Consider the following 26,781-nt stretch of genomic DNA (forward strand, 5'->3'; position numbering starts at 1 on the left):
ATAAAAATCAGTGACTTCGCCAGAACGATTTCAATCCAGACGGATCGGATCGGTTCATGTCGTGCCCCACCGGCACGGATCAGTCCGCGCCACTTTTCCATAATCGCCATATGGCGATTATCGTTGTGCCATTCCGTATACTGCACCCGCACCCATTCGGTTGGTACAGGTCACAATGCCGCAACACCGAATTTCCAGATGCCCCCGGGTCGCAGCAGATGGAAGCCCGTGCCGGTTTCCGGCACGCCGGAAAGAGCCAGTAGATAGGACAACACGATCAGCGCGGCCGTCCAGGCGCGCGTAACCGGGACCATGCGATTTAACGCGGCGGTGTTCTGGTTGACCCGGACCGTCGTAGCATCCGGGTGATGACGCGTGCCCCCGTGCGGAACGGGCCGCAATCATGATTGATGTTGACCGTAAGGTCTCATTATACAAGATAAAATCTGAAAACTGATAAAGATTGCCTGTCATGAAAATTATACTGAACAAAAAGCTGATAAATGCATTGAAGGAAAGACATATAAAAGTAGATGGCGCTAAATTATATATACGGTGCCTGAATGAAGATGCCGAGATAGAAGGATATGCCGGGTTCAAGCACAACACACTGTTCCAGTGTGGCGCGTTTTCATATTCATTTTCCAAAATTTACGCGAATGTCTCGGTTGGAAGATATTCATCCATTGCAAATAATTTTTCAGATTTCAGCAGGGGACATCCGCTAGACTTTGTCACGTCAAGTCCCGTAATCACTGACGGTTTTTATCGTGACCTTGCGAAAGAGCAGGATAAAGACTGGAATACAGTGCCGTTTTCACCTGAATATGGAAAGATAGTCATAGGAAATGACTGCTGGATAGGCGCCAGGGTCCTGGTAAAAGGCGGCGTAACCATCCATGACGGCGCGGTTGTCGCCGCAGGGTCTGTCGTGACAAAGGACGTGCCCCCCTATGCAATCGTCGGGGGCAATCCTGCCCGGATCATAAAGATGCGATTTGATGAAAAAATCATCGAGAAAATGCTTCAGATCAAATGGTGGGATTACGCTTACTGGGACCTGAACATGCTGAACTGGCAGGACCCGGTGGAATTTACACAGATGTTTGAAAGCCAGGTGGAGGGAATAGAAAAATTTCATCCCCCTAAAATAAGATTTTCCGACCTGAAGTCTGTTTCGGACACGACCCCAAGGAAATTACTTGAAAAAGTGCTTGGACCAGCCCTGAGGAAATTGGCGTAGGCAAGCCCTTGGCCGCTTGATATGGCATATGAAAGCACATGACCGGATGCCGCAGCCAGGACGGGCGTCGTGAGGCTGACCGTCACAGGCCACGATGCGTCATGCTGTTCCCGCCCCCGGTTTGCATGCGGCGGCGGGTTTTCACACCCGCGCCAGGCGGGGTCAGGCGGGCACAGGTTCCGCCGCGACAGGATGCATGACAGGCGGCGCGTGCCAGCGGCCCTGGTCCACGTCCGCAATCTCGCCGTCGATCTCGGCAATGACCTGCCGCGAAAACGGGCCGAGATGCAGGTATAGCGCGCTGGTCATCACCACATAGGGCAGCGCCCTGGGGTTATGCAGGGCGCAGTCCAGCATCATGCGCCAGAACTGTCCGGCCGTGCCCGGTCCCGCGCGGTGGATACGGAACATAAGCCGGAAAAAGCTGCGCAGGTCGCCCTTTATCATCCGGTGCGCGCGCTTGCGCCCAAGCATCCGGCCAAGCCTGCGAACACGGCCGAAATAGGCAACCGGCTCATAGATGGCCGCAAGCACCGTCCTGTAATCGTTCAGCACGTCGCGACGCGGGCGCTTTGTCTCGAAATTCAGCCCTGCCGTGCACTGGTCGCCCGACTGCGTCTGTTCGCTGCCGGAAAAAAGACGCCCTTCCGCCAGCAGGCGGCGCGTCAACTGCGTCGTGGGCAGGGCATAAAGCAGGCCGACCATGCAGACCGGGATCGACGTATCCTCGATACACTCGATCATGCCTCCGGCGACGCTGCCCTTTTCACTGTCGAAGCCCACGATGAAGCCCGCATTGACGAAAATCCCGGCCTTATGGATCGTCTCGATGCTCTGCTGCAGGCTGCGCCGCGTGTTCTGCTTTTTCTGCATCAGCACGAGGGAGTCCGTATCCGGGCTTTCGATGCCGACGAATATGGCAAAGAAATTGGTATCGGACAGGCTGCGCAGCAGGTCGGGGTCATCCGCGAGGTTGATGGACGCCTCGGTCGAAAATTCGAAGGGAAAGTTCTTCTCATCCTGCCAGCGTTTCAGGTCGGGCAGGAATTTCTTCAGCGCCTTCTTGTTGCCGATCAGGTTGTCATCAACAAAATCCACATGCCCCCGATACCCCAGCGCGTACAGGGCATCGAGCTCGGCCATGACCTGTGCATTGGTCTTGGTGCGCGGCACCCGGCCATACAGTTCGATAATGTCACAGAATTCACAACTGAACGGGCACCCGCGCGAAAACTGGACGCCGACATGCAGGTACTGGTCCAGCTTCAGCAGGTCGAAGCGGGGCAGCGGGCTTTTCGTGACATCCGTCTTGCCCATCGGCGCTTCGAACACGCCCTGCCGGTCACCCTTGCGCCAGGCTGCGATGAAATCGACCATGATTTCCTCGGCTTCGCCCAGGACCTGAAAATTCGCGGCGTCGTACAGCGCCGGGCTGGATGTGACATCGGGGCCGCCAACCACCACCGGCTTGTCATGGGCATGGCACATTTCGATAATGTGCAGGGCATCGTTACGCTGCGGCAGCATGCCGCCGGTCATCACGATGTCGGCCCATGCGAAATCCGCGTCATCCAGATGCTCGGTATTGCGGTTGACCAGCCGGACTTCCCAGTTTTCGGGCAGCAGGGCCGCAACGGTAATCAGGCCGAGCGGTGCGGCCGGATAGCGCGCGCCGGCCAGGTCACAGGCTTCCTGGTAGTTCCAGAATGAATTGGCGTTGAAGAGTGGGAAGATCATCAGGACCTTGCAGGTATCGGTCATTATGATGAAATCCCTTGGTCTGCCTCCCCTTCCTGATTGAAACGGCCTCCCTGGCTGGTGGCAGGGCGAATGCTGACGGACTGATCCATCTTTGTTGGAATGGCTCTATTCCGGCGAACGGTCGTCATGTGGGTCTTCCATCTGGATGAAGGGAGTCTGTACACCGCCTGCCCCACAATAGCGATAGAGGAGCAATTGCAATGTTGGATCGCCGTTTTGCAAAATGTAACAGGAATATGAAAACCCCCGTCCGCCCTGCCTGACACGCCGGTGCGGCATGGCCGTCCCGCCCCCGCCACGGCGCGCTTTCATCCATGATATCGGGTCATGACCCGGCGCGGGCCGATGTGATGCGTGGGGCAGGCAAACTTTTTCCATGGCCCGGCATTGTCATGCCGGAGGGGGGCTTTTGCCGCATATGGCACGCAAGGCCCCGCCAATCACCCGAAACGGGAGGATGGACCATGCCGCGTGGTGACAAATCCGCATACACGGACAAGCAGAAGCGACAGGCCGAACATATCGAGGAAAGCTACGAATCCCGTGGCGTCAGCGGGGACGAGGCCGAACGCCGCGCCTGGGCCACCGTCAATAAAGAGACGGGAGGCGGCAGGAAAAGCGGATCGGGCCGGGGGCACGCGACAACGCACGAACCCGCCCGCAGGGGTGGGCACGCTGGCGGGACGGCCGCCGCCCGCCGCCCGGCGGAAGAACGCGCGGCTTCCGCCCGGAAGGCCGCTGAAACGCGCCGCGAAAATGAAGGGAAATAGGATACGGTCCCCGCACCGTGTTTTCCAGAACGACAACGGCTCCCCTTCCCGATGGATCAGGAAAGGAAGCCGTGCCGGCGCCTGCATGTCAGGCGGTATCAGAAATCGAGGGAGGTCTTGACGTAGTACATCCCGCCATTGAACCCATAGGGGGAATAGGACGCGTATTTCGCCAGTCCCTGCTGCGAATTGGCGATCGCGCTGGAAATGCGGGTCGGGTATTTGTTGCCAAGGTTGTTCGCGCCGACACCGATGGTCCACCGTGGAACGGGCTTGTAGTCCACTTCCAGGTTGGTGATGAAGGCCGGGTTCTGTTCAAACGGCACGGCGCCGGGACCGGTCGGGGCCGCCATGTAGGTGATGGAGCCATAGCGCATTTCCTGCAGGAAGACCGACCATTTCTTGTACTGCCAGTTCACGCTGATCTGCTCGCGGTTCTTGGGCGCGGAATGCAGGACCATTTCCTTGGTGTATTCATTCACCAGGTTGTTGCGGGCGGAACGGATCTCGTTATCGGAGAAGTTGATGCCCATGGCGAACCGGAACTTGCCAAACCGGTGCGTATGCAGCGTGTAATCCGCACTCAGGTCACCGCCAAACGTCTGGGTGTTGTACAGGTTGGCATAGTACGACAATGACGTTGCGCTGGAAATATTGGCCGCCGCCAGCAGTTTCTGCAGCGTGGCGTCATTCGGATCGACCGAATAGGACTGCGTGCTGCCCAGACGGTCATTGATTGCGATGTAATACAGGTTGCCCGTGATGTGGAAATCATCCACCGGCGTTGCATCAAGCCCGATGGTATAGCTGCGCGAATACTCGCCCTTCATGTTGCCAGCGCCCAGGTATTTGGCGATGGCGCTGTTCGCGGGCACCTGGTCCACGGTGTAACCGGGATAGGGCGCTGAATAGAAATAGGACATTTCACCCAGCGTGGGCGGGCGGTAGCCGGAATTGATGTTGGCCCGGATCGCCCAGCGCTTGTTGAAGTTGTAACGCGTGCCGATGGACCCGGTCTCGACGGTGGCCAGGTTGTTGTAGCTGTCAACGCGGCCGCCCAGCGTCCATTCCCATTTCTTGGTGATGTAGAAATCCAGGTTGACGAAACCTTCGTACACGTCGCGGTTCTGGTTCGTCACCGCCATGGGCACGTTGCCGGGGTGATCGGTTGCCCCCTGCCCGCCCCATGACGCGGTTTCACCCTGCGTCATCTGGAAGGTGTCGTGACGGTATTCCGCGCCGAATTTCAGGTTGATGTCCCGGGGCAGCAGGCCGGTGTGGAACGAACGCGACCCCCGCAGCCCGGTCGTCAGTTCGGATGAAATCGATTCACCGTCATAGAAGGACGTCTGGGTCGGGTCATAGACGTATGACCCGCCCGACATCGTGGCGTTTTCTGAATCCTTGGTACCGTATTTCTGCTGGTCGCGGCCATAGGTTACGTACGCATCCCATGCAAAGCCGAATTTGCGCGCGCGGATGCCGTTATCCGTCTCGAAATCATACTGGTCCATGGTGATGTAGGGCTGGTCACCATTGGGGTAGAGCGACGGGTTGACCCATTCATCCGCGCCCGAATTGGCACGGTATGTTTCAGGCACGTTGGCGCGACGGTGCGAGAAGGTGGACGTGCTGTAGAAGCTGAACCCGTGCGCCACGGGAATGGACATGTTTTCGCTCAGCGTTTCAAGCGTGCTCTTGGGCAGGCCCAGGCCGCGCTGCACGTTACGGTCCGCCGTTGCGTTGCGCGTGGGATCGGCAAACAGGGTGCCATAGAAATCCCCGCCCCGCGTCGTGGGCAGCTGGTGGGTAACCTGTGCCGCCAGGTCAAGGTAGCCGCCCTTGTTACCCAGCGCCATGGCGTAGCTGGCCGAACCATCCAGCGCCTGCCCGTCGCCCGCGTAATACCCGCTGTTCTTGAAATTGATGTCGCCGCCATGCGTGTCGCGCTTCAGCACGATATTGACCGCGCCCGCAATGGCGTCCTGACCGTACAGCGCGGACGCGCCTTCGGTAATGACTTCGATATGGTCGATCGCCGTGATGGGGATAAGCGAGATATCGGCCGGTTCGCTGCCCCAGTTGGTGCCCGCGTTGGAATTGAAATTCGCACCGATATGGCGGCGATGGCCGTTCACCAGGATCAGCGTGTCATCAGGCGACTGCCCGCGTAGCTGCATGGTCTGGACAAAGGAGCTTGCGCCACCACCGGGCAGGGCTGCGGTGGTGATGGCGGGGTTGGCCTGCGCCAGCGCGGAAAGCACATTGGTCTGGCCGGTCTTGAGCAGTTCCGCGCCGGTCACGACCGTTACCTGCGTGGTGCTGTGGCGCGCCGCGCCCGGTGAAAAGACGGAATTGGTCTGATGACCACCCACATGGATCACTTCCGGCTGGCCGGACGCGCGCAGCGCCGTGGGCGTGGCATGCTTTACGACCGTCGTCTTCTTGGCGGGGGCAACCCTGTAGTGTTTTTCAGGGGATGAAACGGCTGCCGTCGCGGCTTCACCCACGACCGGTACGAATGTACCGAACGCGACCCCAGCCACCAGATATAACTTCCGCTTTGATAGGCCTGACATCTGCCTTCCCCCCCTGAAACCCGAACCGGACGTTTGGTAACGAATATGTGCAGGTTTATGATGCGCGTTCGTTACGATTTGGCGTCATATGGATTATTGATATGTTCGGGGGCGCTGGCGGTTCTTACTTGGATTTAATGAATTATATAGCTGAAAACGCTTCGGGTTTTCGGGTGTGTCGCGTTCTGGACACTATACATTGCAAGTATCAGGAATCCTGTTTCGAAAATGGATCGAGCCGCCACGCCCCTGCGCGCGAAGCGTTAATTCCCCGAAACGTCATGCCCGCACATGACAATATATTGACAATTCCAGAAATATCCCTATTATCAATGCAATAAAGCCCCCGGCCTATAATATTTATGGAGTTCCAGTTGGATATACGGCGACTGCAGGCTTTTATTAAAATCATCGACCTTGGCAGCATTTCCCGCGCGGCTGACCTGCTGAATATTGCACAGCCCGCACTGAGCCAGCAGCTGGCCACGCTTGAAAACGCCTTCAAGCAGAAACTTGTCATCAGAAGCAAAAGCGGCGTCACGCCCACCACGGCCGGGTCCGAACTGTACCGGCATGCGCAGACCCTGACCAAACAGTTCGACCGGGCCATGGTTGAAATAACCCAGTGGGCCGGGCCGCTGGTGGGCAAGGTGTCGGTCGGGCTGTCGCCCTACAGCGCGGGGTCCACGCTGTCGGTCAAGCTGCTGCAACGCGTGCGCGCGCGCCTGCCCAACATCACGCTGCACCTGACCGAAAGCTTTGATGACATCTACAGCGAACTGATCATGACCGGGCGGCTGGACATGGCGGTCATCCACGGCGCGGGGCCGATCAAGGGTGTTATCTTCACCCCGTTGATGAAGGAGGAATTCTTCCTGCTCGCCCCCCACGGGCTGGAATTCCCGCAGGATGAAACCGGGGCGGTGCAACTGGTGGACATAGCCGACACGCCCCTGCTCCTGCCGCCGCGGCACAACTTTGTCCGCAAGAGCGTGGACATGGCCTTCATGCGCAAGCAGCTTGAACCGCGCATCGTCGCCGAGATCGAGGCCCTGATTACCCTGCAGGGCGCGATAGAGGAAGGCATCGGCAGCACCATCCTGCCCTGGTCCGTCGCCAGCCGCATTGTCGTGCCGGGCCGTTCGCGCATTTACCCGCTACGCAACCCGGTCATTCAGGAAGACGTGTCGCTGTGCATTCCTGAAATCATTCCCGAAACGGAAGCCTCCGTCGCGGTGCGCGAACTGCTCATCGAACTGGCCCAGGCCATGGCGGCCTCGCACAACTGGCCGGGCGCCCAGCCTTTCGGCTGAGGGGTTCAGCCCGCCTGCAACCCCACGTTGGGGCTGGTCAGCGCATCGGGCCGCAGCAGGGCCGCAAGCCGTTCGGGGGAAAGCAGGTTTTCCTCCACGATCAGGTCCGTCACCCTGCGGTTTTCCGCCAGTGCGCGTTTGGCGATGGTCGAACACGTATCGTACCCCAGCACCGGCACCAGCGCCGTGATGATGCCGATATTGATGTCCGACAGGTATTGGCACCGCGCCCGTTCAACGGAAATGCCGTTGATGCAGCGCGTGGTCAGGGTTTCGATGGCGGCGCGCAATGTCCTGATGGATGTAAACAGGCAGTAGCCGATCATCGGTTCAAACGCATTCAGCTGCAACTGCCCGCCATCGGCGCACATGGTAATGGTCATGTCATGGCCCGCGACCAGATAGGCCACCTGATTGACGGCCTCGGGTATGACGGGATTGACCTTGCCCGGCATGATGGACGATCCCGCCTGCACCGCCGGCAGCACGATTTCACCCAGTCCCGTGCGTGGCCCGCTGGACAGCAGGCGCAGGTCGCTGGATATCTTCGACAGTTTCAGCGCCAGGCGCTTCAGCACGCCGGAAAACAGGACAAAGGCGCCCACGTCAGATGTCGCCTCGATCAGGTCCGGCGCGCTGACCATGGGCCGCCCGGTCAGGCGGCGCAGTTCCGCCATGACGGTCGATGCATAACGCGGGTCGGTATTCAGCCCCGTCCCGATGGCCGTGCCACCCAGATTGACCTGCTCGAACGCTGCGGCATGGGCTTTCAGACTGCTGATTTCCGTGGCGATCGCCGTGCGGAACGCCCCGAATTCCTGCCCGACGGTCATGGGCACGGCATCGCGCAACTGCGTGCGGCCGACCTTCAGGATCGCACCAAAGGCTTCCGCCTTTTCATCCAGCGCCGCGTGCAGTCCCTCAAGGGCATCAAGCAGCGGGTCAACCGCCAGCAGCAGCCCCAGGCGGAGCGCCGTCGGATAGACATCATTGGTGGACTGCGCCAAGTTGACATGGTCATTGGGGTGCAGCACGGCATAGGTGCCCGGCTTTTCCCCCAGCAGGCCAAGGGCCACATTCGCGATGACCTCATTGGCGTTCATGTTTGTCGATGTGCCCGCCCCGCCCTGCATGGCGTCCACGACAAACTGCGCGCGGCAGGCCGGGTTTTCCAGTATCCGCCGGCATGCGCCCTCAATGGCGTCGGCGCGGGTGCGGTCCAGGTAACCCAGTGCAAGGTTGGCCCGTGCCGCCGCCTGCTTGACCGTCACCAGTCCCTGCACCAGTTCCCCGAACGTGCCGATTGTCGTGCCACTTATCGGAAAATTATCCAGCGCGCGTTTCGTATGCACACCCCACAGGGCGCCGGGGGGAATGGTGACCTCACCCAGCAGGTCGCGCTCGATGCGCTGACCGGGCACTGCCGTCTCCGGCCCCGCGGGCCTGGTCGGGGCCGTGGGGGTGCAGGTTGCGGCGTCTGGTGCCGACGGGGGCATATTCATCATTCTGGCCTATGCTGGTTAAAATATTATTTCAAGACAACCAAACGAACGTTCCCTGGTGCAGCCTTTATTTATAAAACTTCACCAGAAACTTCCTTATTATTGCGGGATGCTTCCCGGCCTGACTTTTCAGGCAGGGCAATACCGGACCGGAGGCCACGATAACCGCGCCATCCCTGAAATCCCGCGCATGCCGCCCGCATCACGTCAATAAAACAGCGTGCCTGAAGCGCCGGATACTGTTGCCCGCACGGCTACGGTATCCGGCCGGTGTGTATCAGTCGGGCTGGATGTGCATGACGGTCGCGCCATATCCGACCAGCGCGCCGGGCTGGCCCACGACATCCACCACCGTCCCCGCCGCTGGCGCGGTAACCGGCACCTGCAGGCTGTCCAGTGTCAGGAGCGCAACCACATCCCCCTGCGCCACCTTCGTCCCCACCGGGGCAAAAGGCGCGTCGCGCAACGGATGCGTCAGGCACAGGTGACCGAAATACGGCGTCCTGACCGCAACATGCCCTGCCCCGGCATGCGCCTGCGGGGCTGCGGCCTGCGCCGCGGGCAGGCCCGTATCCGCCTGTCCCACGCGGATGCGCAGCTTCAGTCCGGCTGCCTCATTCGTCAGTTCCAGACTGTCCAGCCCCGCCTGGGCCAGCCATGTCGCCATCTGCGTGATCTGGTCGGGTTCCGGCAGGCGGTCGAAATGCGGCACCAACTGTTCGGACCGGTTGTTCATGGGGCCGTCCTTTGTGCAAGCCAGCGTTCAAGATAGTGGATGTCCACCCCGCCGCGCCGGAAATCCGGGTCCGCCAGCAGGTCACGGTGCAGGGCGATATTGGTTGACACCCCTTCCACCTTCATTTCCGCCAGCGCCACCTGCATCCGCGCGATGGCTTCGGCGCGGGTGGCGCCATGGCTTATGATCTTGCCGATCAGCGAGTCATAATAAGGCTGCACCGTATAGCCCGCGACCACATGCGTATCGACCCGGATACCCGGCCCACCGGGCAGGTCCCAGCGCGTGATGGTACCCGGCGATGGCATGAAGGTGAACGGATCTTCCGCATTCAGGCGGCATTCGATGGAATGCCCCAGCAACGGAATGTCAGCCTGCGCGACACCAAGCGGCTCGCCCTGCGCAATGCGCAGCTGCCCGGCCACGATATCGATGCCCGTCGTTTCTTCCGTGATCGGGTGTTCGACCTGCACGCGGGTATTCATTTCGATGAAGGCGAACACCCCGTCTTCATACAGGAATTCGAACGTGCCCGCGCCACGGTAGCCGATGCGGCGGCAGGCTTCGGCACAGCGTTCGCCAATTTCGGCAATCGTCTGCGGTGCGATGCCGGGGGCGGAGGCCTCCTCCAGCACTTTCTGGTGGCGGCGTTGCAGCGAACAGTCGCGCGCGCCCAGCCACAACGCCGTGCCATGCGTGTCACACAGCACCTGTATCTCGACATGGCGCGGCTTCTGCATGAAGCGTTCAAGATACAGCGTCGGGTTGCCAAAGGCCTGCTGCGCTTCCTTGGCGGTCAGTGCGACCGCCTGCGCCAGGTCGGCCTCGCGCTCGACCACGCGCATGCCGCGCCCGCCACCGCCGCCCGATGCCTTGACAATAACCGGGAAGCCCACCTGCAACGCAATCGTCTTCACCGCGTGCATGTCCGCAGGCAGCGGCCCGTCCGACCCGGGCACGCAGGGCACGCCCGCGTCGCGCATGGCGCGCTTGGCGGTGATCTTGTCGCCCATCATGCGGATCGACGCCCCCGTCGGCCCGATGAAGGTCAGGCCCGCCGCCTCCACCGCATCGGCGAAGTCGGCATTTTCCGACAGGAAGCCGTAACCGGGATGGATGGCCTGCGCCCCGGTCAGGCGGGCGGCCAGCAGTAGCCCGTCGGCGTCAAGGTAGCTGCGCGCGGCGGCGGCAGGGCCGATGCACAGGGCGACATCGGCCTCCTGCACATGGCGGCTGTCGGCGTCGGCTTCGGAATACACGGCCACCGTCTCCAGCCCGAGCTGGCGGCAGGCGCGCTGGATACGCAGCGCGATTTCGCCACGATTGGCGATCAGCACGCGGCTGAAACGTGGGGTCTCACTCATGCCAGCCGGAACAGGGGGGTCCCCGCCTCCACTTCGGTGCCGTCTTCCACCAGCACGGCGGCGATTTTGCCAGCCTGCGTGGCGCGGACGGCGTTGAACACCTTCATGGCCTCGACCAGACCCACTTCCTGCCCGACCGCCACACCCTGGCCCACCGTGACGTAGGGGGCCGCACCGGGCGATGGCGAGAGATGGAAGACACCATAGGACGGGGCCGCGATGACGGCGTCCGCCACCGGCGCCGCCGCGGGGGCCGCGGCCACAGGCGCAATGCCCGTGTCCACGGCGGCGGTTGCGGGCGCGGGCGTGGCGGCAGGCTGCGCGCCGCCACCACGGGTGATGCGGATACGGCAGCCGCCTTCCTCAACCTCAAGCTCCGTGACCGGGGCATGGGCCACAAGGTCGATCAGCCGCCTGACATGCGTGAGATCCACCGGTCTTACGCCGCGCCGGACGTCTTCTTGGCGAAGTTCAGGCCGCCCACCACCTGCATGGTCGGCAGCACCTCCATGAAGCTGACATTCATGCGCTGCGGCGCCATGACGGCAAAGGCGACGGAGTTGGCGATATCCTCGGGCAGCAGGGATTCATATTCATCAAAGAAACGCTTCTTCGCCTCCTCCATGTTGCCGATCAGGCGGCCGAACACTTCGGTTTCGCAACGCGCGGGGGAGACTTCGGTCACGCGGATATGGTGGCCGAACAGGTCACAGCGCAGCTGCTGTGACAGGGAATGCACGCCCGCCTTGGTGGCGTGATAGACCGTGTTGCCACCGGCAAAGGCGTAATGCCCGGCAATGGAGGTGATGTTGACGATATGCCCACGGTCACGTTTGATCATGCCCGCGACCACCAGCCGCGTCAGCTGCAGCACCGCGCGCAGGTTCACGTCAACCAGCGCGTCGATATCCTCGGGCGTGGTGTTGGTGATGTTGCCCGTGCGCGACTGCCCGGCGTTATTGACCAGGATGTCGATCTCAAGCCCGCTTACCAGCGCCTCGATCCCCGCCTGGTCGGATACGCTGACGGCATGCACGACGCACCCGGTTTCCCGCGACAGCTGTTCCAGCCGCGCCGCGTCACGCGCCAGGGCATGCACTTCGATCCCTTCCCTTGACAGGCGGCGGACGATTTCCGCGCCAATGCCGGAGGATGCGCCGGTGACGAGGGCGGTACGGTACGGCTGGTTGCTCATGGTAAGAAAACCCGATCCTGAACAGAGAAACTAATCCCACCCGGCGCCACAACGGCTGCCGGATGCTCAGCTATTCACTACATGCTACCGGCCCGGCGCGACCAGCGCCAAGAGCACTTCGTTCTCACGCCATAACAATATATGATGGCCCGGTTATCATCCTGATCCATAAGATTATCCAATAGCCATACAACCAGAATTGCACTGGTCATCGTTACGAAAACGGCCTTACTTTCCGGGTCGGCACCAGATGCCGCGAAACCTGTATTGCGACACTTCGGGCGCGATACCGGATCCCGCCATTTTCCGGGATATGACCAGCACTGTTCCAGGGACTGTGTATTTTGAACACGGATATGAAGAACGACGTGGCGCGCGATACCCATGCCGTGCCCACCATCAGCATGATCGGCACCCGCGCCATGCTGTTCGAGGCGCCAGGAGACTTCACCATGGCCCACCAGCGCCGGATCTGGGCACTGATGGACGCGGCACAGGCACGGCCCGACGTATGCGAACTCATTCCCGGCGTGACCAACCTCATGCTGATCTTCGCTGTCCCGCCCGACAGCCCGCAGGCCGTGGCCGACTGGCTGCGCCATGCATGGGATACCCTGCCCGAACGGCATATCGAGGGGCGCCTGTTTGAAATTGGCGTGCGCTATGGCGGCGAACTGGGCGGTGACCTGGCCGCCGTCGCCGCCCATGCGGGCCTGCCACCGGAGGAGGTGATCGCCATCCACCACGGCAGCGAATACACCGTGTGCGCCATAGGCAGCGCGCCGGGCTTTGGCTACCTGCACGGGCTGGACCCGCGCATCGCCACCCCGCGCAAGACCGTGCCGTCGCTGAACATGCCGGCCGGGACCGTTACCATTGGCGGCATGCAGGCGGGCATTTCCGCGCTGACCGGGCCGAACGGGTGGAATTCCATCGGGTATACCGAGATTACCCTGTTCGATCCCTGCAGGCAGCCACCGGCCCTGTTCGCCATTGGCGACCGCATCCGCTTTTATCCCGAAAGCATCGCGCTGTGATTACCATCCTTGAAACATCCGCCCTGAACACAGTGCAGGATCTGGGCCGTCCCGGTTACCGCAACCTCGGCGTGGGCACATCCGGCGTGATGGACGCCCTTGCGCTGCGGGTGGGCAATATCCTGCTGGGCAACCCGGTGGATGATGCCTGTATCGAGCTGCAGACCTATCCCTTCGTCCTGCGCTTTGACGCGCCGGCTAGCCTTGCGGTGACGGGCATTGACGCCGCAATCGAAATCGATGGCCGCACCATCCTGCCATGGATGGTCGAAACGGTGGCGGCGGGACAGGTGCTGCGCGTGGGACCGCCCAAAACCGGCGCGCGCGGCTATATCTGCATCGCGGGCGGGATTGAAGTGCCCGTGGTGCTGGGATCGCGCAGTACGCAGCTGCGTGGCGGCTTTGGTGGCCTGGACGGTCGCCCACTGGAAGCGGGTGACACGCTGCAGACCACGGGGGCCACGCTGGATGTTTCGGGCTACGGCGCCCTGCCGCCCGCGGCGGTGCTGGATACCGTGGCCTGCGGGGATGATGCGAAGGTCATCCACCTGCGCGCGATGCCTGCGACCGATTACGAGCTGTTCACCCCCGAATCCCGGCAGCGCCTGTGGGACACCCCGTGGCGCATCACACCGCAGAGCAACCGCGTGGGCTACCGCCTGTCGGGCGCGCCGCTGGAACTGCACCATCGGGTTGAACTGCGTTCCTACGGTGTCATTGCCGGTATCGTGCAGGTGCCCCCGGCGGGGGAACCGATCGTGCAGCTGGCCGACGCCAATACCGTGGGTGGCTACCCCCGCATCGCCACCGTGATCGAAGCCGACCTGTGGCGGCTGGCGCAGGCGCGCATCGGCACGCGCATCCGCTTCCACGAATGCAGCTTTGCCGAAGGTGTCGCCGCCATGCGACCGGTCGACGCCTATCTGGACGACCTGCGCATGATGGTTGACCGTTACCGTACATCCGCGCGCTGCCGCGCGGGCATCAGGTCTGGAGACAGGGCATGAAGATCGACCTCAATTCCGATATGGGCGAAGGCTTCGGCCGCTGGCGCATTGCCGATGACGACGGGCTGATGGACACCGTTTCCTCGGCCAATATCGCCTGCGGGTTCCATGCGGGTGACTACGCCATCATGGACCGTACCGTGCGTCTGGCCAAGGAAAAGGGGGTCGGCATCGGCGCGCATCCCGGGCTGCCGGACCTCATGGGTTTCGGGCGGCGCAACATGGCCGTGTCGGACGCGGACATGGAATCCATGATGTGCTACCAGATCGGCGCGTTGCAGGGCATCGCCGCCCGCCATGGCCACCGCGTCACCCATGTCAGCTACCATGCGGCGTTCGGCAACATGGCGAATGCGGATGAAGCCCTCGCCCTGCGCCTGACCCGCGCCATTGCAGCCCTTGACCGGAACCTGAGCGTGTTCTGCATGCCCGGCCAGGCAACCGAACGCGCGGCGGAAAAGGCCGGGCTGCGGCCCCGGACGCTGTTTCTGGCCGACCGGGCCTATACCACGGCGGGCACGCTGGTCCCGCGCGGGCAGCCGGGCGCCGTGATCCATGATCTGGCGGGTGTGCGCGCGCGCGTGAAGCAGTTCCTGCACGACGGGTCGGTCACGACCATCGACGGCAAGCGCCTGCCGGTCAGGGCGCAGTCCATCCTGGTCCACAGCGACACGCCCGGATCGCTGGAACTGGCGCGCGCCATCCGCGCGGAAATCGAGGCCAGCGGCGGCGTGCTGACACCTGCCTGCCAGCTTGGGGACTGATCCCCGGCCCCGCACCCATAAGAATTTCCTATTGCGCCGCAACGAACTCCTATGACCCGGAACATGCCCCATGCGTTACGGTGTCGTAACGTGAAACAGGCTGGGATGACCGGCCGGACTGATCCTTCATGAAGCGCGCTCCCGTCCATGTCGTGCAGTTGAGGTACGGACAAAATGAAGCATGACCTGAAACGTGGCGCCCTTCTTCTGGCATCGGCAACATTTTTTACCGCCGCCCTCAATGCCCTGCAGAAACTGACCGGATCGTCGCTGCCCGCGCTGGAAATCATTTTCTTCCGCAACCTGTTTTCCCTGCCCTTCGTGCTGCTGATCGCATCACGCACGGGCATTATCCTGAAAACACACCATTTTGGCGGGCATGTCCTGCGTTCGGTCGTTGGCCTGATCAGCATGATCATGGTGGTGATTACCGTGACGCGCCTGCCGCTGGCCGAACAGCAGGTGCTGTCCTACACGCAGCCGCTGTTCCTGGTGCTGCTGTCTATCCCGCTGCTGCATGAACGGCCATCGCTGCAGCGCTGGATCGCGGTCTCGATCGGGTTTTCGGGCGTGATCGTGGTCGCCCTTGGCAAGGGGCTGCTGCATGGCGCGGGCGGCGCGGTGCCAAGCTGGGCCTATTTCGTAGCCCTGGCGCAGGGGGCGGTGGGTGCGCTGACCACCATGCAGATCCGCCAGCTTTCGGCCACCGAAGCCAGCACCACCATCGCGTTGTGGCAGGCGATCCTCATGACGCTCATGACCGCGCTGCCCCTGCCCTTCATCTGGACCACGCCCGGCATGACCGAAGCCGCGTGCCTTGTCGCCGTCGGCGCCTTCGCCGGGATCGCGCAGGTCCTGCAGACCGAGGCCTTTGCCTCGGCGCAGGTATCCGCCATTGGCCCCTTTGCCTATTCCGGGCTGCTGTGGGCGGCGCTGATCGGGTGGTTCGGGTTCGGTGAAATACCCGGCATCGCCATGGTGACGGGAGGGCTGCTGATCATCGGTTCCGGCGTGTGGATGCTGCGCCATGATCGCCCCGCGAAGCAGAAAGCCGTGGCGGAAGGCACGATGGACGCGGCCACCGGCACCCCGCCATGACGCCACGGCCCGCGCGTGGCGGCCCCACCCAATCGTCATTCACGGCACACCAGGAGTCCTGTAGCGTGACAACAGGTGAAACGACCAACGGCGCACGCAGCGGGCGCGTAATTCCGGCCCGCTACGTGTTCTTCTTTCTTGTGTTCCTGATGTACGCCATCAGCTATGGCGACCGCGCCGCGCTGTCCATCGCCCTGCCGTCCATGGGCAGGGAGTTTTCCCTGACGCCGGTGCAGATGGGCTGGGTTTCATCCAGTTTCCTGTGGTCGTATTTCCTGCTCAACCTGCCTTCGACCATCGTGCTTGACATGGTTGGGGCGCGCGCCATCGGCAGTCTTGCCGTGGGCATATGGTCATTCGCCATGCTGCTGGGCGGCATGGCGCAGAACATCACGCAGTTCCTGCTGACGCGCGTGCTGCTGGGGGTTGGGGAGGCCCCGACCTTTGGCGTGGGCGCCACCGTGGTGCGCAACTGGGCGCAGCCACGCGAACGCGGGTCGGTCATGACCGTGCTGCTGACGGGCATGCAGCTTGGCCTGGCCGGCGGCACGATCGCGGGGGCGTACCTGATTACCTTTTTCGGGTGGCGGTGCGAATTCATGGCGCTGGGCGCGGTGGGCATTGCGTGGGCGCTGGTGTGGTGGCTGGTGTACCGCAACCCGGCGCAGAAGGCCGATGCCGCCCCGCGCAGGCCCATCACGGTGCGGGAAATCAGGAACCTGTTCCGCTCCTCCTCCTTCCTGGGGATACTGGTGGTGCAGTGTACGCAGAATTACCTGAACTTCCTGGTCATGTCGTGGATGCCGCTGTACCTGATCCATGAACTGCACATCAACACCACCGGCACGGGCAACAGCACGGCCCTGTGCTATCTGGTCGCGGCCATTGGCGCGGTCATTATCGGGCGGGTGCTGGAACACGTGGTCTTCCGCAATGGCATTCATCCGCCTTCGCGGCGTTTTATTGTCGCCACCTGCCTTATCGGGGCTGCCACGATCGGGCTGCTGCCGCAGTTCCATACCATGATGCCCATCCTGCTGGTCCTGTCGGGTGCGCTGGCCTGCCTTATGGCGGCCAATGGCGCCAATACCGCGCTGCTGACCGACATGGTGGAAGACGGCCAAAAAATGGGTGCCGTGACCGGTGTCACGCTGACATGCAGCAATTCGCTGGGGCTGCTGTCGCCCATCCTGACCGGGTATATCGTGGCATGGACCGGCAGTTTCGACATGGCGTGGTACATGTGCGCCGCCGCCCTGGTCATCGCAGCCGGACTGTCACTGGCCATGGTGCGCAACCCGATCCGCATGGATGGGTAGGCGGGGTAAGGTGCAGCCCGGCTTTCATAGTATTGTTGTATGGGGCCAGATGATTTTCGTCGGTATCTAAGCCGCGTCGAAACGATTTACGATGCGCGGCGAGCATAGTGTCCTGTTGCATGAGTAGAAGTGGAGAGAACGTCTGATGCCTGGGTTTGCGGATCGACTGAATGGAATTGGGATTTCGGCTTCCGCCGCGATGACCGACAAGGCATCGATGCTGAAGGCGGAAGGGATGAAGATCGTCAGCCTGTCATCGGGCGAACCCGACTTCCCCACCCCCGAACATGTCGTGGACGCCGCGATCGCCGCAGCACGCGCGGGTGACACCAAATACCCGCCGCAGGATGGCAAGCCCGCGCTGAAAAAGGCCGTGCAGGGCAAGTTCCAGCGCGAAAACCACCTTGATTACGCGCTGGATGAAATCCTGGTGGCCAACGGCGCCAAGCAGATCATCTATGACGCCATGATGGCCACCATCAACCCCGGTGACGAGGTGGTGCTGCCCACGCCAAGCTGGATCAGCTATGCCGATATCGCCCGCCTGGCCGGGGCTTCCATCGTGTCCGTGCCCTGCCCTGCCGAGGGCGGTTTCCGCCTGTCCGCCGCAGCGCTTGAGGCCGCGATCACGCCAAAGACCAAGTGGCTGGTCCTGAACTTCCCCGGCAACCCCACCGGCGCATGCTGCCCGCGCGCGGACATGGAAGCCATCGCCGCCGTCCTGCTGAAGCACCCGCAGGTCTGGATCATGACCGATGACATCTATGAACACCTGATCTATGACGGCTTCACCTTCTGCACGATCGCGGAGGTCGAACCGCGGCTGAAGGACCGTGTCCTGACCGTCAACGGCGTGTCCAAGGCCTATGCCATGACCGGCTGGCGTGTGGGCTACTGCGGCGGTCCCCGCGCGCTGATTGCTGCCATGAACAACATGCAGGGCCAGTCCACCAGCGGCATCAACACGCTGGCGCAGGCCGCTGCCGTCGCCGCGCTGAACGGCCCGCAGGATTTCCTGAAGGACCGCGCGGCGGAATATCAGGCGCGGCGTGATCTGGTGGTCTCCCTGCTCAACGCCATTCCGGGCGTGCAGTGCCATACGCCGCAGGGCGCGTTCTATGTCTATCCCGACATCAGCGGGTGCATGGGCAAAACCTCGGCCGGTGGCCGCCTGATCGCGACCGACGCCGATTTCGTCATGGCGCTGCTGGAAGAACAGCAGGTGGCGTCCGTGCAGGGCGCGGCCTATGGCATGAGCCCGTTCTTCCGTATTTCCTACGCCACCGACACGAATACCCTGCGCGAAGGCTGCCGCCGCATCGCGGCCTTCGTGGATGGCCTGAAGTAAGGCCGGACCCGTATCCACAAAAGGCCGGGGCATCCGGATGGTGCCCCGGTCTTTTTTATGGTCATGCGGCTGCGTTGCGCGGGAAACGGCGCGGCCTTGCATGACCCCGCCTGCGGTCGATACCACGCGCATCGCCCGGATCATGCGATGGCTGTCAGCGGCACAGCGCCCATGGCAGGACAGCGCCGTCCACCCGCCGCACCGTTACCCCGTAAACCGTGCGCATGATGTCATCGTCCAGCACCTGCGTGGCCGGGCCATGACGGATGACGGCGCCATTGTCCATCAGCACCAGTTCATCACAGAACCGGGTCGCCAGGACCAGATCGTGCAGCACGACGACAATGCCCTTCCCCTGCCCCGCCTGCTGGCGGAAAAGCCGCATCATCGACAGGGCATGCGCCGGGTCGAGTGCCGCGATCGGTTCATCGGCCAGCATGACCGGCGTGTCGGTCGCCAGCGCGCGGGCCAGGTTCATGCGCGCCCGTTCCCCACCGGACAGGTGGCTGGCCGGGCGCGCGCACAGGTCCAGCAGGCCGGTGGCGGCCAGGGCACGCGCCACCGCCGGATGACGGGCAGCCTGCGCGTTGACCTGCCCATGCGGCAGGCGCCCCAGCGCCACCAGCGCGCGCACGGGCATGGGCGGCGGCGGTTCGCCCTGCTGTGGCACGAAGGCAAGCTGCCGGGCGCGTAACGTCGGGCTGATCCGGCCCATGTCATGGCCCAGCAGCGCGATATGCCCGCGATCAGGGGGCTGCAATCCCGCCAGCATGCGCATGAACGTGCTTTTCCCCGCCCCGTTCGGCCCGATCAGGCCAATGACCCGTCCCCGCACCAGCGTAAGCGACGCGGCGGCGACAACCGCCCGGTCCCCGCGCCTGAGCGAGACGTCGCATGCCTGCAGAAGGGTCATGGCACGGTTCTTTTCAGCATGATGACGCGGGCAAGGAAAACCGGCGCGCCCACCAGCGCCGTCAATACGCCCAGTTGCAGTTCAGGCCCGACCGTGACCGCACGCACCACCATATCCGCCAGCAGCAGCAGCATGCTGCCCCCCAGAAAGGACGGCACAAGCAGCCGCGATGGCTGATACCCCACAAGCGGCCGCAGCAGGTGCGGCACCACCAGCCCCACAAAACCGATCGCGCCCGACACCGCCACGCACGACCCCACGGCCACGGCCGCCCCCAGCACGATACGCGTCTGGATGCCCCATGCCCCGTGCAGGCGGAAGCCAAGGCTTTCCGCCACGTCCTCCCCCAGTGTCAGCGCATCCAGCGCGCGCCCTGCCGACAGCATGAGCAGCGTGCCACAGGCCACGCCCGGCAGGCAGATCCACACATGGGCAAAGGTCCGGTCCGTCAGCGATCCCATGAGCCAGTGCATGATCTCGAATGATGCATAGGGGCTGGGCACAAGGTTCAGCACCAGCGCCGTCAGGGCCGCCGCAAAGCTGCTCAGCGCCGCCCCCGCCAGCAGCAGCACCAGCGTGCCGCCCCGTCCCACCAGCCCCATCAGGACGACCACGGCACACAGCGCCCCCGTCAGCCCGCCCAGCGGCAGGGCCGCGATGGAAACCTGCATGAGGCCGGTATAGAACACGCTGACCGCCCCCAGTGCCGCGCCACCCGATACCCCCAGAATACCGGGATCGGCCAGCGGGTTACGCAGGTACCCCTGCAACACCGCCCCCGACAGGCCCAGCGTTCCCCCCACCATGATGGCAAGAAGCGTGCGCGGCAGGCGCAGCTGCCCCACGATGACGGCGCCCGCGCCATGCCGCCCCGCCAGCAGGTCCGCCACCGCATGCGCGAACATGACACGGGTTTCCCCCCACATGAGCGACGCGCAGGACAGGCCCGCCACCCCCGCCAGAAGCATGATGTTCAGTAACAGGGCGTTAGGGGCAGGTCTCACCGGATGGTCCCCAGTCTGTCGCGGGCGGCACGCAGCGTGGCGACACTGTCCAGTGTCTGCGGCAGGCCACACAACCACAGCCGGGCGGGCAGATCCAGATGGTGCGGCCCGGCAAAGGCCTGTTTCAGCGCGGGATGATCCAGCATGGACTGCGCCAGGGACGTGCCCTGCCCCGAACGGTCCAGCACCAGCAGGTCGGGCGGGTGCGCGATCAGGATCTCCATGGAAAAGCGGGCCGTCCCCTGCCGGTCCATGACGGTTGCGTAATTGCGCAGGCCCGCATGGGTCAGGACATCATCAGGCAATGACCCCGCGCGGGTGACGAAACCATTGGCGGCGTAGATCGCGGCTGTCGGGTCGGCGGGACCGGGATCGGCTGAAAGGGATGCAAGGCGGCGGGCAAAATCCCCGGCCAGCGCGCGCCCCCGTACGCCGGCGCCAATGGCGTTCGCCACCGTCATGATCTGGCCGGGAATATCCGCCAGCGCCTGCGCGGGCGGCAGGACGACAACCCGCGCCCCCCATTCACGCGCGGCCTGAATGGCGACAGCCGCGGTATAGGTTTCCCCCAGTACGATATCAGGGTGGGACGCCACGACATTTTCCGCCGTGGGGCGCAGGATCGGCACATTGCGCGCCTGTTCGCACAGCACGGCATTCCAGCAGTCGCGCGCAAGCGGCGTCACGCTCACGATCTGCCCCGGTCCGGCCAGCAGCAGCAATAACTGGTCGGTGCAGACATTGAGCGACACCACGCGCGGCAGGAACTGCGCCCGCGCCATCGGGGCACAGGCAAGAAGACCCGCGACAATGCCCGCCATAACGCCCTTCATGTCAGTAATTCAGCATGAAGCCGCCATAACCGGCGCGACCGGGCTGCAGGTAGCCGATCGGTTCCTCGAACTGGCGGTCCAGCAGGTTGTCGGCGCGGGCATAGACGGAAACATAGCGGTTGATCCTGTAACTGGCGGCCACGTCGATGGTGAAATACCCATGCCCTTTTGCGCATGTGCTGCATGTCTCGCTACCGATGACCGGCAGATCGCGCCAGCCGCTGGTGTACAGGATGTTGCCCGAAAATGTCAGGTCGCGGATGGGGGTCCATGTCGTGTTGAAATTGAATTTGTGCTGCGGACGCTGCTGCAGTTCGTCGTGGTTCGTTTCATCGCGCGCATGGGTCCAGGTGTAGCTGAGGTTGAATTCCAGGGTACGCAGCGCCTTCCAATTCACGAAGGCTTCTACACCATACATCCGCGCCTTCGCCACATTGGCGTAGGAGTAGTTGTAGTCATATGATGAATCAATCGAAAGCGAGGACTGGATCAGGTTCCTGACCCGGTTGTCATACCAGGTTGCGCCGAAATTCAGACGGTCATGCAGCAGTTTCTGCTCAACACCCGCGTCATAGCCGATCAGTTGCTCCGCCTTCAGGTTGGGATTGCCCTTTTCCGAATATCCGGCGCCCACCTGACTTGCGAACAGTTGGTACAGTGACGGTCCATGGAAGCCGGAACCGGCGCTGGCCTTGATGATGGTGCCGGTGCCCGGCACATGGATCGCGGGTGCCACGCGCCATGTCACATGGTTGCCGTAACGCGAATTGGCGTCGTAACGGATATTGGCCGCGCCGTACAGAATATGGTTCCAGTTCCCCTGATACTGCCCGTAGCCCGCGGTCGTATCCATGCTGGCGGAGGTATCGTATCCGCTATCCCACATGCTGGACGCCGTATGGCTGGTATTGAACGTGTCGTGGAAATGTTCGGCCCCGATCAGCAACTGGCCATACTGCCTGAAATTGAACGTGCCGTGCCAGTCCACCTTCAGCCGGCTGGACCGGTAATAATCGGGATCGGGATTGACCGGGCTGCCGTAGCTTGTGCCCGTCTCCGTCCAGCGGTTGCGGTTGGTCATGTAGCCAAGGCCGAGCACCTGATCGAACAGGCCGTGGAAGAACACCAGATGCACCGTCCCGCGCACGATGGCCTCGTTCCGGGTGGTCTGTTCCCGCACGCCTCTGTCACCGTACAGATTTTCGCTCTGCAGGTCATACACCGAATAGGAATGGTTGTTGTTCTGTATCAGCCGCGCCGTAAGCCCCAGGTCGAAATTGCGGGTGACGTCATAACCCAGCCGGGTGTTGACGCCACGGTTGTCATCGCGGTTGCCTTCATGCCTCTGCTGCTGGCTGGCGCCATAATATTGTTCGATATAGGACGGGATATTATGGAACCCGTCCATGCGGTAATGGGAAAATTCCACATTGTAATGAAACCGTCCCCGGCTGCCGCGCGCGCCGAATGTCTGGTTGAACGTGCCGTAGCCACCGCCTTCGATCCGGACAAACGGCCTGAAGCGTCCCTGTCCGCGTGCGGTGGTGATGTCGATGACACCGGCCATGGCGTCCGCGCCGTACAGGCCGCTCTGCGGGCCACGCAGGATCTCGATCCGGCCCATGCCGTCGGTCACGAACGCCCCGGCATCAAACAGGCCGCTGGTGGAACTGCCGTCATTGATGTCCATGCCATCAAGGCGGACCTTGACCTCGTTGGCGTTATTGCCCCGCATGAAAATGGACGACGTGCCACCCGGCCCGCCCGTCTGCACCACGTTCAGCCCCGGCTGGCGCGCAAGGATGTCCGTCAGGCTGCGCCGCTGCTGGGTCTGGATCTGCCGTTCGGTGATGATGGTCATGCTGGTGCCGATGTCATCGGCTGCCGTGGGCCTGCGGGCGGCGCTGACGCTGATCAGTTCGGGCAGGCCCGCATCGCCCAATGAAGCAGCAACTTTCGGTTTCTGATCCCTGACCACATGCACACGGCCGGGCTGCTTTTGTGGCGCGCCCTGCCCGGCAGGGGTATCAGCGCGCGCCACCGCCGCCCCCATTGTCATCAATGTGGTGGAGGCAATCAGCAGATTACGGAAAAGGATCATCGGGTTCAGGTCTCGCGGTCACATCATCGTTGCCACGAGAGCGTGCCACCACACGGTTTCCGGTCCGTAGGGAAACCCGTGGCGCCACACCGTCAGGACACCCCGCCAGACAGTTCCCGGTCGCAACCACTATGACGGCAGGTCTCCTGGCTCACGGCGTGGCATCCTGCATGACCTTCCCGGAAAACCGCAGTTTCCAGTGGCCCGGACCATGACATCCGGCAATGCAAGGACATACCGCTTACAGTTGCGGGGACAGCCGGGGCATTGGATCGCAATCCGCACCCCGTTCCCTTTTCATCCCCCCGCAGGGGGAAACCGTCGGCACGGTTCTGATCGTGCGGGGCGGTCCTGTCAACCCGGGCTGCCTTACGCCCCATGCCCGCTGGCGGCCGTTACCGGGCGGCAGGCAGGGCCTGCTTCAGCAATGCCACGATCCGGGCACAGGCGGCTTCCCCCGCCCCCCTGGCAAAGGGGGAGCTGCGCGCTTCGTAGGTATGGCGGTCATAGCTGCGCGCATCGGGCATGTATTTGGCCCCGCCATCAACCATCGTGGCCACCATGGTATGCGCAAAGGGCGAATGCGCGCGGATCCGGGCGCCAAGGCCCGCGGCCAGTTCCGGCTGCACGCCCACCAGCGCAAGGTCACCGATCCGGACCAGCACCACGGGCAGCGCAACCGGCGGCCCCGCATCATAGGAAAATGTCGTGACCGGCCCCGTGGCGCGGTCCGTGCGGGGCGAGAACGCCTGTGACGCCACCTGTATGCTTTCCCGCCGGATGTCGAGTGTCGGTGCATCGACGGCCCTGATCTGTTCCGTCACATCGACAATCTGCGCGCCCAGGCGCGCGCCCAGCAGGTCGACAATCGCGAACCCGGCTTCATGGATGTCAATCCGGGCCGCCCTGCCATCCGCATTGACGACGGGACGGCTGGCCTGAAGATAGGGGGCCTGATCGCCCGCCGCCCCCACCATGAACAGGGCGGTGGCGTCGGGGCCGTACCGTGCCTCGACATGCCGCATGGCCGCACCGGCGAGGTCGGCCGTCACAAGCCTGCCGCCCGTGCTGGTGACCGATCCGTCCATGACCGAGGACTGCACGGCAAAATTCGTCATGATCGCCAGCGGCCTGCCGTCCAGCCGGTCAATGCGCAGCACGCTTACCGTCGGGTCCGTATCCCCCGCGTCATCCGCGCCCAGCCACCAGCCATACGGGGTCCGCACGTCACGGTTCACGCTGACCCGGCTTGTTCCCTGCCCGGCACCCAGGCGCGCGGGCTGCAGGGACGCAAGGGCGCGTGTCGCGGCCTGCCGCGCGGCCTGAATGACCGCCTGCCATGCGGCGGCATTGGCTTTCATGTCCGTGCCCGGCGGCGCCTGCCCCGCCGCGAATATGTGCGGCGCGGAAAAGGTGTGGCTGGCGCTGACAATGATGTCCGGGGCGGCAATGCCCGCAACATCCGTCACGATGGTCCTGATCGCGGTGATCAGTTCACCGGAGATGGATGTCAGGTCCACCACGACAATGGCGAGCCGCGTTGTCCCGTCATCCAGCAGCACGATACGCACGGCCAGCGGGTCGTGCTGTCCGGTAAAGCCGTCAATGGGAAACCGGCCGGACGGGAAAACGATATCGGCCCGCCCGCTGCCCGCACGAAACGCCGGTTTCCCGGTCGTGGCGGCGCGTACCGGTCCCGCACCCAGCGCCACAAGGGCGCCAGGGGCGATGGTCGCCATGAAATCCCGTCTGGATGGCACGATCCTGTCCCCCTTATCCGTTGCGTGTGACGGGCACGATATCAGTGCGTCCATCTATAACAAAAAAAGGCCCGGCATATTGCCGGGCCTTTCGGGTAGCAGGGGGATCAGTTGGAACCACTGTTCTGGTTCCAGCCACCGTTGCGGTCACCACCGCGACCGCCGCCGTGCTCGCCCCAGCCACCATTCTGGCCTTCACCACCACGACCGCCACCATGTTCGCCCCAGCCGCCATTCTGGCTGTCGCCGCCGCGGTTGCCCTGACCACCAAAGCCACCGTTCCGGTCGCCACGGCCTTCGCCGCCGCGTTCGCCACGATCGCCGTGTTCACCACCGCGTTCGCCACGATCGCCGTGTTCACCACCGCGTTCGCCGCCCTGGCCACCGTTCTGGTCACCGCCACGCTGGTAATCGCCACCCTGGCCGCCACGGTTGCCTTCGCCCCCGTCATGGCGACCGCCGTGATGGCCATGGCCGCCGCGACCACCATGTTCGCCCTGTTCACCGCCCTGGTTCCAGTCACTGGACTGGGCATGTGCCGCCAGCGGAAGGGAGGCGCCAAGTGCCAGTGCGAAAAGAATTGAACGCTTCATAATATGATATCCTTTAATTCGACCCCTAATACATTATGCCGCACGATCATGAATGTAAGAGCCCGATCCGAAAGTTTTTGAACAATACCAGCCTGTTGTGATTCATCCGTCTTTACGAAGAGATGGAGTGAATGGTGACATGGACTGGTATTGCCCGACGTGAACATAGCCGGGAAGGAATGCGATATCCATCGGATACGACGGACGAAGAGTGGGCTCTGATCATGCCATTTATACCCCCGGCGAAACGGGGTGGTCGCCCCCGCACGACGGATATGCGCGAGGTGGTCAACGCGATGCTCTACATAGCCTCGGCCGGGTGTGCGTGGCGTTTGCTGCCGAAATGCTTTCCGCCGGTCTCGACCGTCAGGCGCTATTTTTACGCCTGGCGTGATGCCGGATTGTTCGAAGTCATGAATACGGTCCTGGTCATGAGCCTGCGCGAGATTGAGGGGCGTGAAGCCTCTCCAAGCGCGGGCGTGATTGATAGCCAGTCGGTAAAAACCACGGAAAGCGGCGGGCTTTCGGGCTATGACGCGGG

24 protein-coding genes and 1 riboswitch are annotated in these 26,781 nt (G+C 62.9%); of the genes, 10 read left to right on the top strand and 14 right to left on the bottom strand.

Translation table 11 applies throughout. The features are described 5' to 3' along the window. Positions 1 to 170: 170 nt before the first annotated feature. Positions 171 to 314, bottom strand: coding sequence for a hypothetical protein (locus GEU01_RS26710; protein ID WP_019085507.1), 144 nt, complete (start codon positions 312 to 314; stop codon positions 171 to 173). Positions 315 to 472: 158 nt separating this feature from the next. Here GEU01_RS26710 and GEU01_RS06995 point away from each other — a divergent pair, with 158 nt between their 5' ends. Continuing rightward, positions 473 to 1,243, top strand: a complete 771-nt coding sequence (locus GEU01_RS06995; RefSeq protein WP_019085508.1) for a CatB-related O-acetyltransferase — start codon at positions 473 to 475, stop codon at positions 1,241 to 1,243. 162 nt (positions 1,244 to 1,405) lie between these two features. Here the strand turns inward: GEU01_RS06995 and GEU01_RS07000 are convergent, their stop codons facing one another. Beyond that, the gene (locus tag GEU01_RS07000) at positions 1,406 to 3,004 is read right to left on the bottom strand and encodes a B12-binding domain-containing radical SAM protein (RefSeq protein WP_019085509.1); all 1,599 of its coding nucleotides are present in this window, start codon (positions 3,002 to 3,004) and stop codon (positions 1,406 to 1,408) included. Positions 3,005 to 3,468: 464 nt separating this feature from the next. Between GEU01_RS07000 and GEU01_RS07005 the strand changes: the two genes are divergently transcribed. Beyond that, a complete protein-coding gene (locus GEU01_RS07005; protein WP_026018561.1) occupies positions 3,469 to 3,774 on the top strand; it encodes a hypothetical protein in 306 nt (101 codons plus the stop codon). Between the two features lie 98 nt (positions 3,775 to 3,872). Here the strand turns inward: GEU01_RS07005 and GEU01_RS07010 are convergent, their stop codons facing one another. After that, positions 3,873 to 6,353 carry a TonB-dependent receptor plug domain-containing protein gene (locus tag GEU01_RS07010; RefSeq protein ID WP_026018562.1) on the bottom strand — a complete coding sequence of 827 codons (2,481 nt, stop codon included), beginning with the start codon at positions 6,351 to 6,353 and terminating at the stop codon, positions 3,873 to 3,875. Between the two features lie 374 nt (positions 6,354 to 6,727). Between GEU01_RS07010 and GEU01_RS07015 the strand changes: the two genes are divergently transcribed. Beyond that, the gene (locus GEU01_RS07015; RefSeq protein ID WP_026018563.1) at positions 6,728 to 7,666 is read left to right on the top strand and encodes a LysR substrate-binding domain-containing protein; all 939 of its coding nucleotides are present in this window, start codon (positions 6,728 to 6,730) and stop codon (positions 7,664 to 7,666) included. Positions 7,667 to 7,671: 5 nt separating this feature from the next. Here the strand turns inward: GEU01_RS07015 and GEU01_RS07020 are convergent, their stop codons facing one another. From GEU01_RS07020 to GEU01_RS07040, 5 genes are all read right to left on the bottom strand, one after another. After that, on the bottom strand, positions 7,672 to 9,171 hold the full coding sequence (locus tag GEU01_RS07020; protein WP_081499941.1) for an aspartate ammonia-lyase: 1,500 nt from the start codon (positions 9,169 to 9,171) through the stop codon (positions 7,672 to 7,674). A 274-nt stretch (positions 9,172 to 9,445) separates the two neighbouring features. Beyond that, positions 9,446 to 9,904: an acetyl-CoA carboxylase biotin carboxyl carrier protein gene (locus tag GEU01_RS07025; RefSeq protein WP_019085514.1), complete on the bottom strand. Its 459-nt coding sequence runs from the start codon at positions 9,902 to 9,904 to the stop codon at positions 9,446 to 9,448. Continuing rightward, positions 9,901 to 11,268, bottom strand: a complete 1,368-nt coding sequence (accC, locus tag GEU01_RS07030) for an acetyl-CoA carboxylase biotin carboxylase subunit (protein ID WP_019085515.1) — start codon at positions 11,266 to 11,268, stop codon at positions 9,901 to 9,903. Before accC ends, GEU01_RS07025 begins: the two co-directional genes overlap by 4 nt. Then, positions 11,265 to 11,702, bottom strand: a complete 438-nt coding sequence (locus GEU01_RS07035) for an acetyl-CoA carboxylase biotin carboxyl carrier protein (RefSeq protein WP_019085516.1) — start codon at positions 11,700 to 11,702, stop codon at positions 11,265 to 11,267. Before GEU01_RS07035 ends, accC begins: the two co-directional genes overlap by 4 nt. A gap of 5 nt (positions 11,703 to 11,707) precedes the next feature. Beyond that, the gene (locus GEU01_RS07040) at positions 11,708 to 12,463 is read right to left on the bottom strand and encodes an SDR family oxidoreductase (RefSeq protein ID WP_019085517.1); all 756 of its coding nucleotides are present in this window, start codon (positions 12,461 to 12,463) and stop codon (positions 11,708 to 11,710) included. A gap of 356 nt (positions 12,464 to 12,819) precedes the next feature. Between GEU01_RS07040 and pxpB the strand changes: the two genes are divergently transcribed. The 6 genes from pxpB (at position 12,820) to GEU01_RS07070 (ending at position 19,036) form a co-directional block, all read left to right on the top strand. Continuing rightward, positions 12,820 to 13,500 carry a 5-oxoprolinase subunit PxpB gene (gene pxpB / locus GEU01_RS07045; RefSeq protein ID WP_019085518.1) on the top strand — a complete coding sequence of 227 codons (681 nt, stop codon included), beginning with the start codon at positions 12,820 to 12,822 and terminating at the stop codon, positions 13,498 to 13,500. Beyond that, the gene (locus GEU01_RS07050; RefSeq protein WP_019085519.1) at positions 13,497 to 14,507 is read left to right on the top strand and encodes a 5-oxoprolinase subunit C family protein; all 1,011 of its coding nucleotides are present in this window, start codon (positions 13,497 to 13,499) and stop codon (positions 14,505 to 14,507) included. Before pxpB ends, GEU01_RS07050 begins: the two co-directional genes overlap by 4 nt. Then, the gene (locus GEU01_RS07055; RefSeq protein ID WP_010509363.1) at positions 14,504 to 15,271 is read left to right on the top strand and encodes a LamB/YcsF family protein; all 768 of its coding nucleotides are present in this window, start codon (positions 14,504 to 14,506) and stop codon (positions 15,269 to 15,271) included. Before GEU01_RS07050 ends, GEU01_RS07055 begins: the two co-directional genes overlap by 4 nt. Before the next feature lie 174 nt (positions 15,272 to 15,445). Beyond that, entirely contained in the window at positions 15,446 to 16,369 is a 924-nt protein-coding gene (locus GEU01_RS07060) for a DMT family transporter (protein ID WP_019085520.1), read from the top strand. Positions 16,370 to 16,518: 149 nt separating this feature from the next. Next, a complete protein-coding gene (locus tag GEU01_RS07065; protein WP_232272441.1) occupies positions 16,519 to 17,688 on the top strand; it encodes an MFS transporter in 1,170 nt (389 codons plus the stop codon). A gap of 145 nt (positions 17,689 to 17,833) precedes the next feature. Continuing rightward, positions 17,834 to 19,036, top strand: coding sequence for a pyridoxal phosphate-dependent aminotransferase (locus GEU01_RS07070; RefSeq protein WP_010509358.1), 1,203 nt, complete (start codon positions 17,834 to 17,836; stop codon positions 19,034 to 19,036). A 154-nt stretch (positions 19,037 to 19,190) separates the two neighbouring features. On the opposite strand, the gene GEU01_RS07075 is transcribed toward GEU01_RS07070, so the two are convergent. From GEU01_RS07075 to GEU01_RS25660, 6 genes are all read right to left on the bottom strand, one after another. Further along, on the bottom strand, positions 19,191 to 19,949 hold the full coding sequence (locus tag GEU01_RS07075; protein WP_019085522.1) for an ABC transporter ATP-binding protein: 759 nt from the start codon (positions 19,947 to 19,949) through the stop codon (positions 19,191 to 19,193). Beyond that, the gene (locus GEU01_RS07080) at positions 19,946 to 20,917 is read right to left on the bottom strand and encodes a FecCD family ABC transporter permease (protein WP_019085523.1); all 972 of its coding nucleotides are present in this window, start codon (positions 20,915 to 20,917) and stop codon (positions 19,946 to 19,948) included. Before GEU01_RS07080 ends, GEU01_RS07075 begins: the two co-directional genes overlap by 4 nt. Before the next feature lie 32 nt (positions 20,918 to 20,949). Beyond that, the gene (locus GEU01_RS07085; protein ID WP_019085524.1) at positions 20,950 to 21,774 is read right to left on the bottom strand and encodes an ABC transporter substrate-binding protein; all 825 of its coding nucleotides are present in this window, start codon (positions 21,772 to 21,774) and stop codon (positions 20,950 to 20,952) included. A 13-nt stretch (positions 21,775 to 21,787) separates the two neighbouring features. Beyond that, the gene (locus tag GEU01_RS07090; RefSeq protein ID WP_019085525.1) at positions 21,788 to 23,887 is read right to left on the bottom strand and encodes a TonB-dependent receptor plug domain-containing protein; all 2,100 of its coding nucleotides are present in this window, start codon (positions 23,885 to 23,887) and stop codon (positions 21,788 to 21,790) included. 119 nt (positions 23,888 to 24,006) lie between these two features. Then, positions 24,007 to 24,225: riboswitch (cobalamin riboswitch) on the bottom strand. A 57-nt stretch (positions 24,226 to 24,282) separates the two neighbouring features. Further along, positions 24,283 to 25,647: a neutral/alkaline non-lysosomal ceramidase N-terminal domain-containing protein gene (locus GEU01_RS07095; RefSeq protein ID WP_232272437.1), complete on the bottom strand. Its 1,365-nt coding sequence runs from the start codon at positions 25,645 to 25,647 to the stop codon at positions 24,283 to 24,285. A gap of 107 nt (positions 25,648 to 25,754) precedes the next feature. Then, positions 25,755 to 26,240 (bottom strand): hypothetical protein, encoded by a 486-nt coding sequence (locus GEU01_RS25660; protein ID WP_157212824.1) that lies wholly within the window; start codon positions 26,238 to 26,240, stop codon positions 25,755 to 25,757. A gap of 131 nt (positions 26,241 to 26,371) precedes the next feature. On the opposite strand from GEU01_RS25660, the gene GEU01_RS22425 reads away from it, so the two are divergent. After that, positions 26,372 to 26,781: IS5 family transposase (locus tag GEU01_RS22425; protein ID WP_042710803.1), on the top strand; the 410-nt coding region annotated here is incomplete at its 3' end.

Source organism: Komagataeibacter europaeus LMG 18890, assembly GCF_000285295.1.
Classification (GTDB): Bacteria; Pseudomonadota; Alphaproteobacteria; order Acetobacterales; family Acetobacteraceae; genus Komagataeibacter; species Komagataeibacter europaeus.

Coding starts and splice junctions, on each gene's coding strand:
- GEU01_RS26710 (WP_019085507.1), bottom strand. CDS start 314: ATGGTCCCGGTTACGCGCGCCTGGACGGCCGCGCTGATCGTGTTGTCC.
- GEU01_RS06995 (WP_019085508.1), top strand. CDS start 473: ATGAAAATTATACTGAACAAAAAGCTGATAAATGCATTGAAGGAAAGA.
- GEU01_RS07000 (WP_019085509.1), bottom strand. CDS start 3,004: ATGACCGATACCTGCAAGGTCCTGATGATCTTCCCACTCTTCAACGCC.
- GEU01_RS07005 (WP_026018561.1), top strand. CDS start 3,469: ATGCCGCGTGGTGACAAATCCGCATACACGGACAAGCAGAAGCGACAG.
- GEU01_RS07010 (WP_026018562.1), bottom strand. CDS start 6,353: ATGTCAGGCCTATCAAAGCGGAAGTTATATCTGGTGGCTGGGGTCGCG.
- GEU01_RS07020 (WP_081499941.1), bottom strand. CDS start 9,171: ATGATGAATATGCCCCCGTCGGCACCAGACGCCGCAACCTGCACCCCC.
- GEU01_RS07025 (WP_019085514.1), bottom strand. CDS start 9,904: ATGAACAACCGGTCCGAACAGTTGGTGCCGCATTTCGACCGCCTGCCG.
- accC (WP_019085515.1), bottom strand. CDS start 11,268: ATGAGTGAGACCCCACGTTTCAGCCGCGTGCTGATCGCCAATCGTGGC.
- GEU01_RS07040 (WP_019085517.1), bottom strand. CDS start 12,463: ATGAGCAACCAGCCGTACCGTACCGCCCTCGTCACCGGCGCATCCTCC.
- pxpB (WP_019085518.1), top strand. CDS start 12,820: ATGAAGAACGACGTGGCGCGCGATACCCATGCCGTGCCCACCATCAGC.
- GEU01_RS07055 (WP_010509363.1), top strand. CDS start 14,504: ATGAAGATCGACCTCAATTCCGATATGGGCGAAGGCTTCGGCCGCTGG.
- GEU01_RS07060 (WP_019085520.1), top strand. CDS start 15,446: ATGAAGCATGACCTGAAACGTGGCGCCCTTCTTCTGGCATCGGCAACA.
- GEU01_RS07065 (WP_232272441.1), top strand. CDS start 16,519: ATGTACGCCATCAGCTATGGCGACCGCGCCGCGCTGTCCATCGCCCTG.
- GEU01_RS07070 (WP_010509358.1), top strand. CDS start 17,834: ATGCCTGGGTTTGCGGATCGACTGAATGGAATTGGGATTTCGGCTTCC.
- GEU01_RS07075 (WP_019085522.1), bottom strand. CDS start 19,949: ATGACCCTTCTGCAGGCATGCGACGTCTCGCTCAGGCGCGGGGACCGG.
- GEU01_RS07080 (WP_019085523.1), bottom strand. CDS start 20,917: ATGCTTCTGGCGGGGGTGGCGGGCCTGTCCTGCGCGTCGCTCATGTGG.
- GEU01_RS07085 (WP_019085524.1), bottom strand. CDS start 21,774: ATGGCGGGCATTGTCGCGGGTCTTCTTGCCTGTGCCCCGATGGCGCGG.
- GEU01_RS07090 (WP_019085525.1), bottom strand. CDS start 23,887: ATGATCCTTTTCCGTAATCTGCTGATTGCCTCCACCACATTGATGACA.
- GEU01_RS25660 (WP_157212824.1), bottom strand. CDS start 26,240: ATGAAGCGTTCAATTCTTTTCGCACTGGCACTTGGCGCCTCCCTTCCG.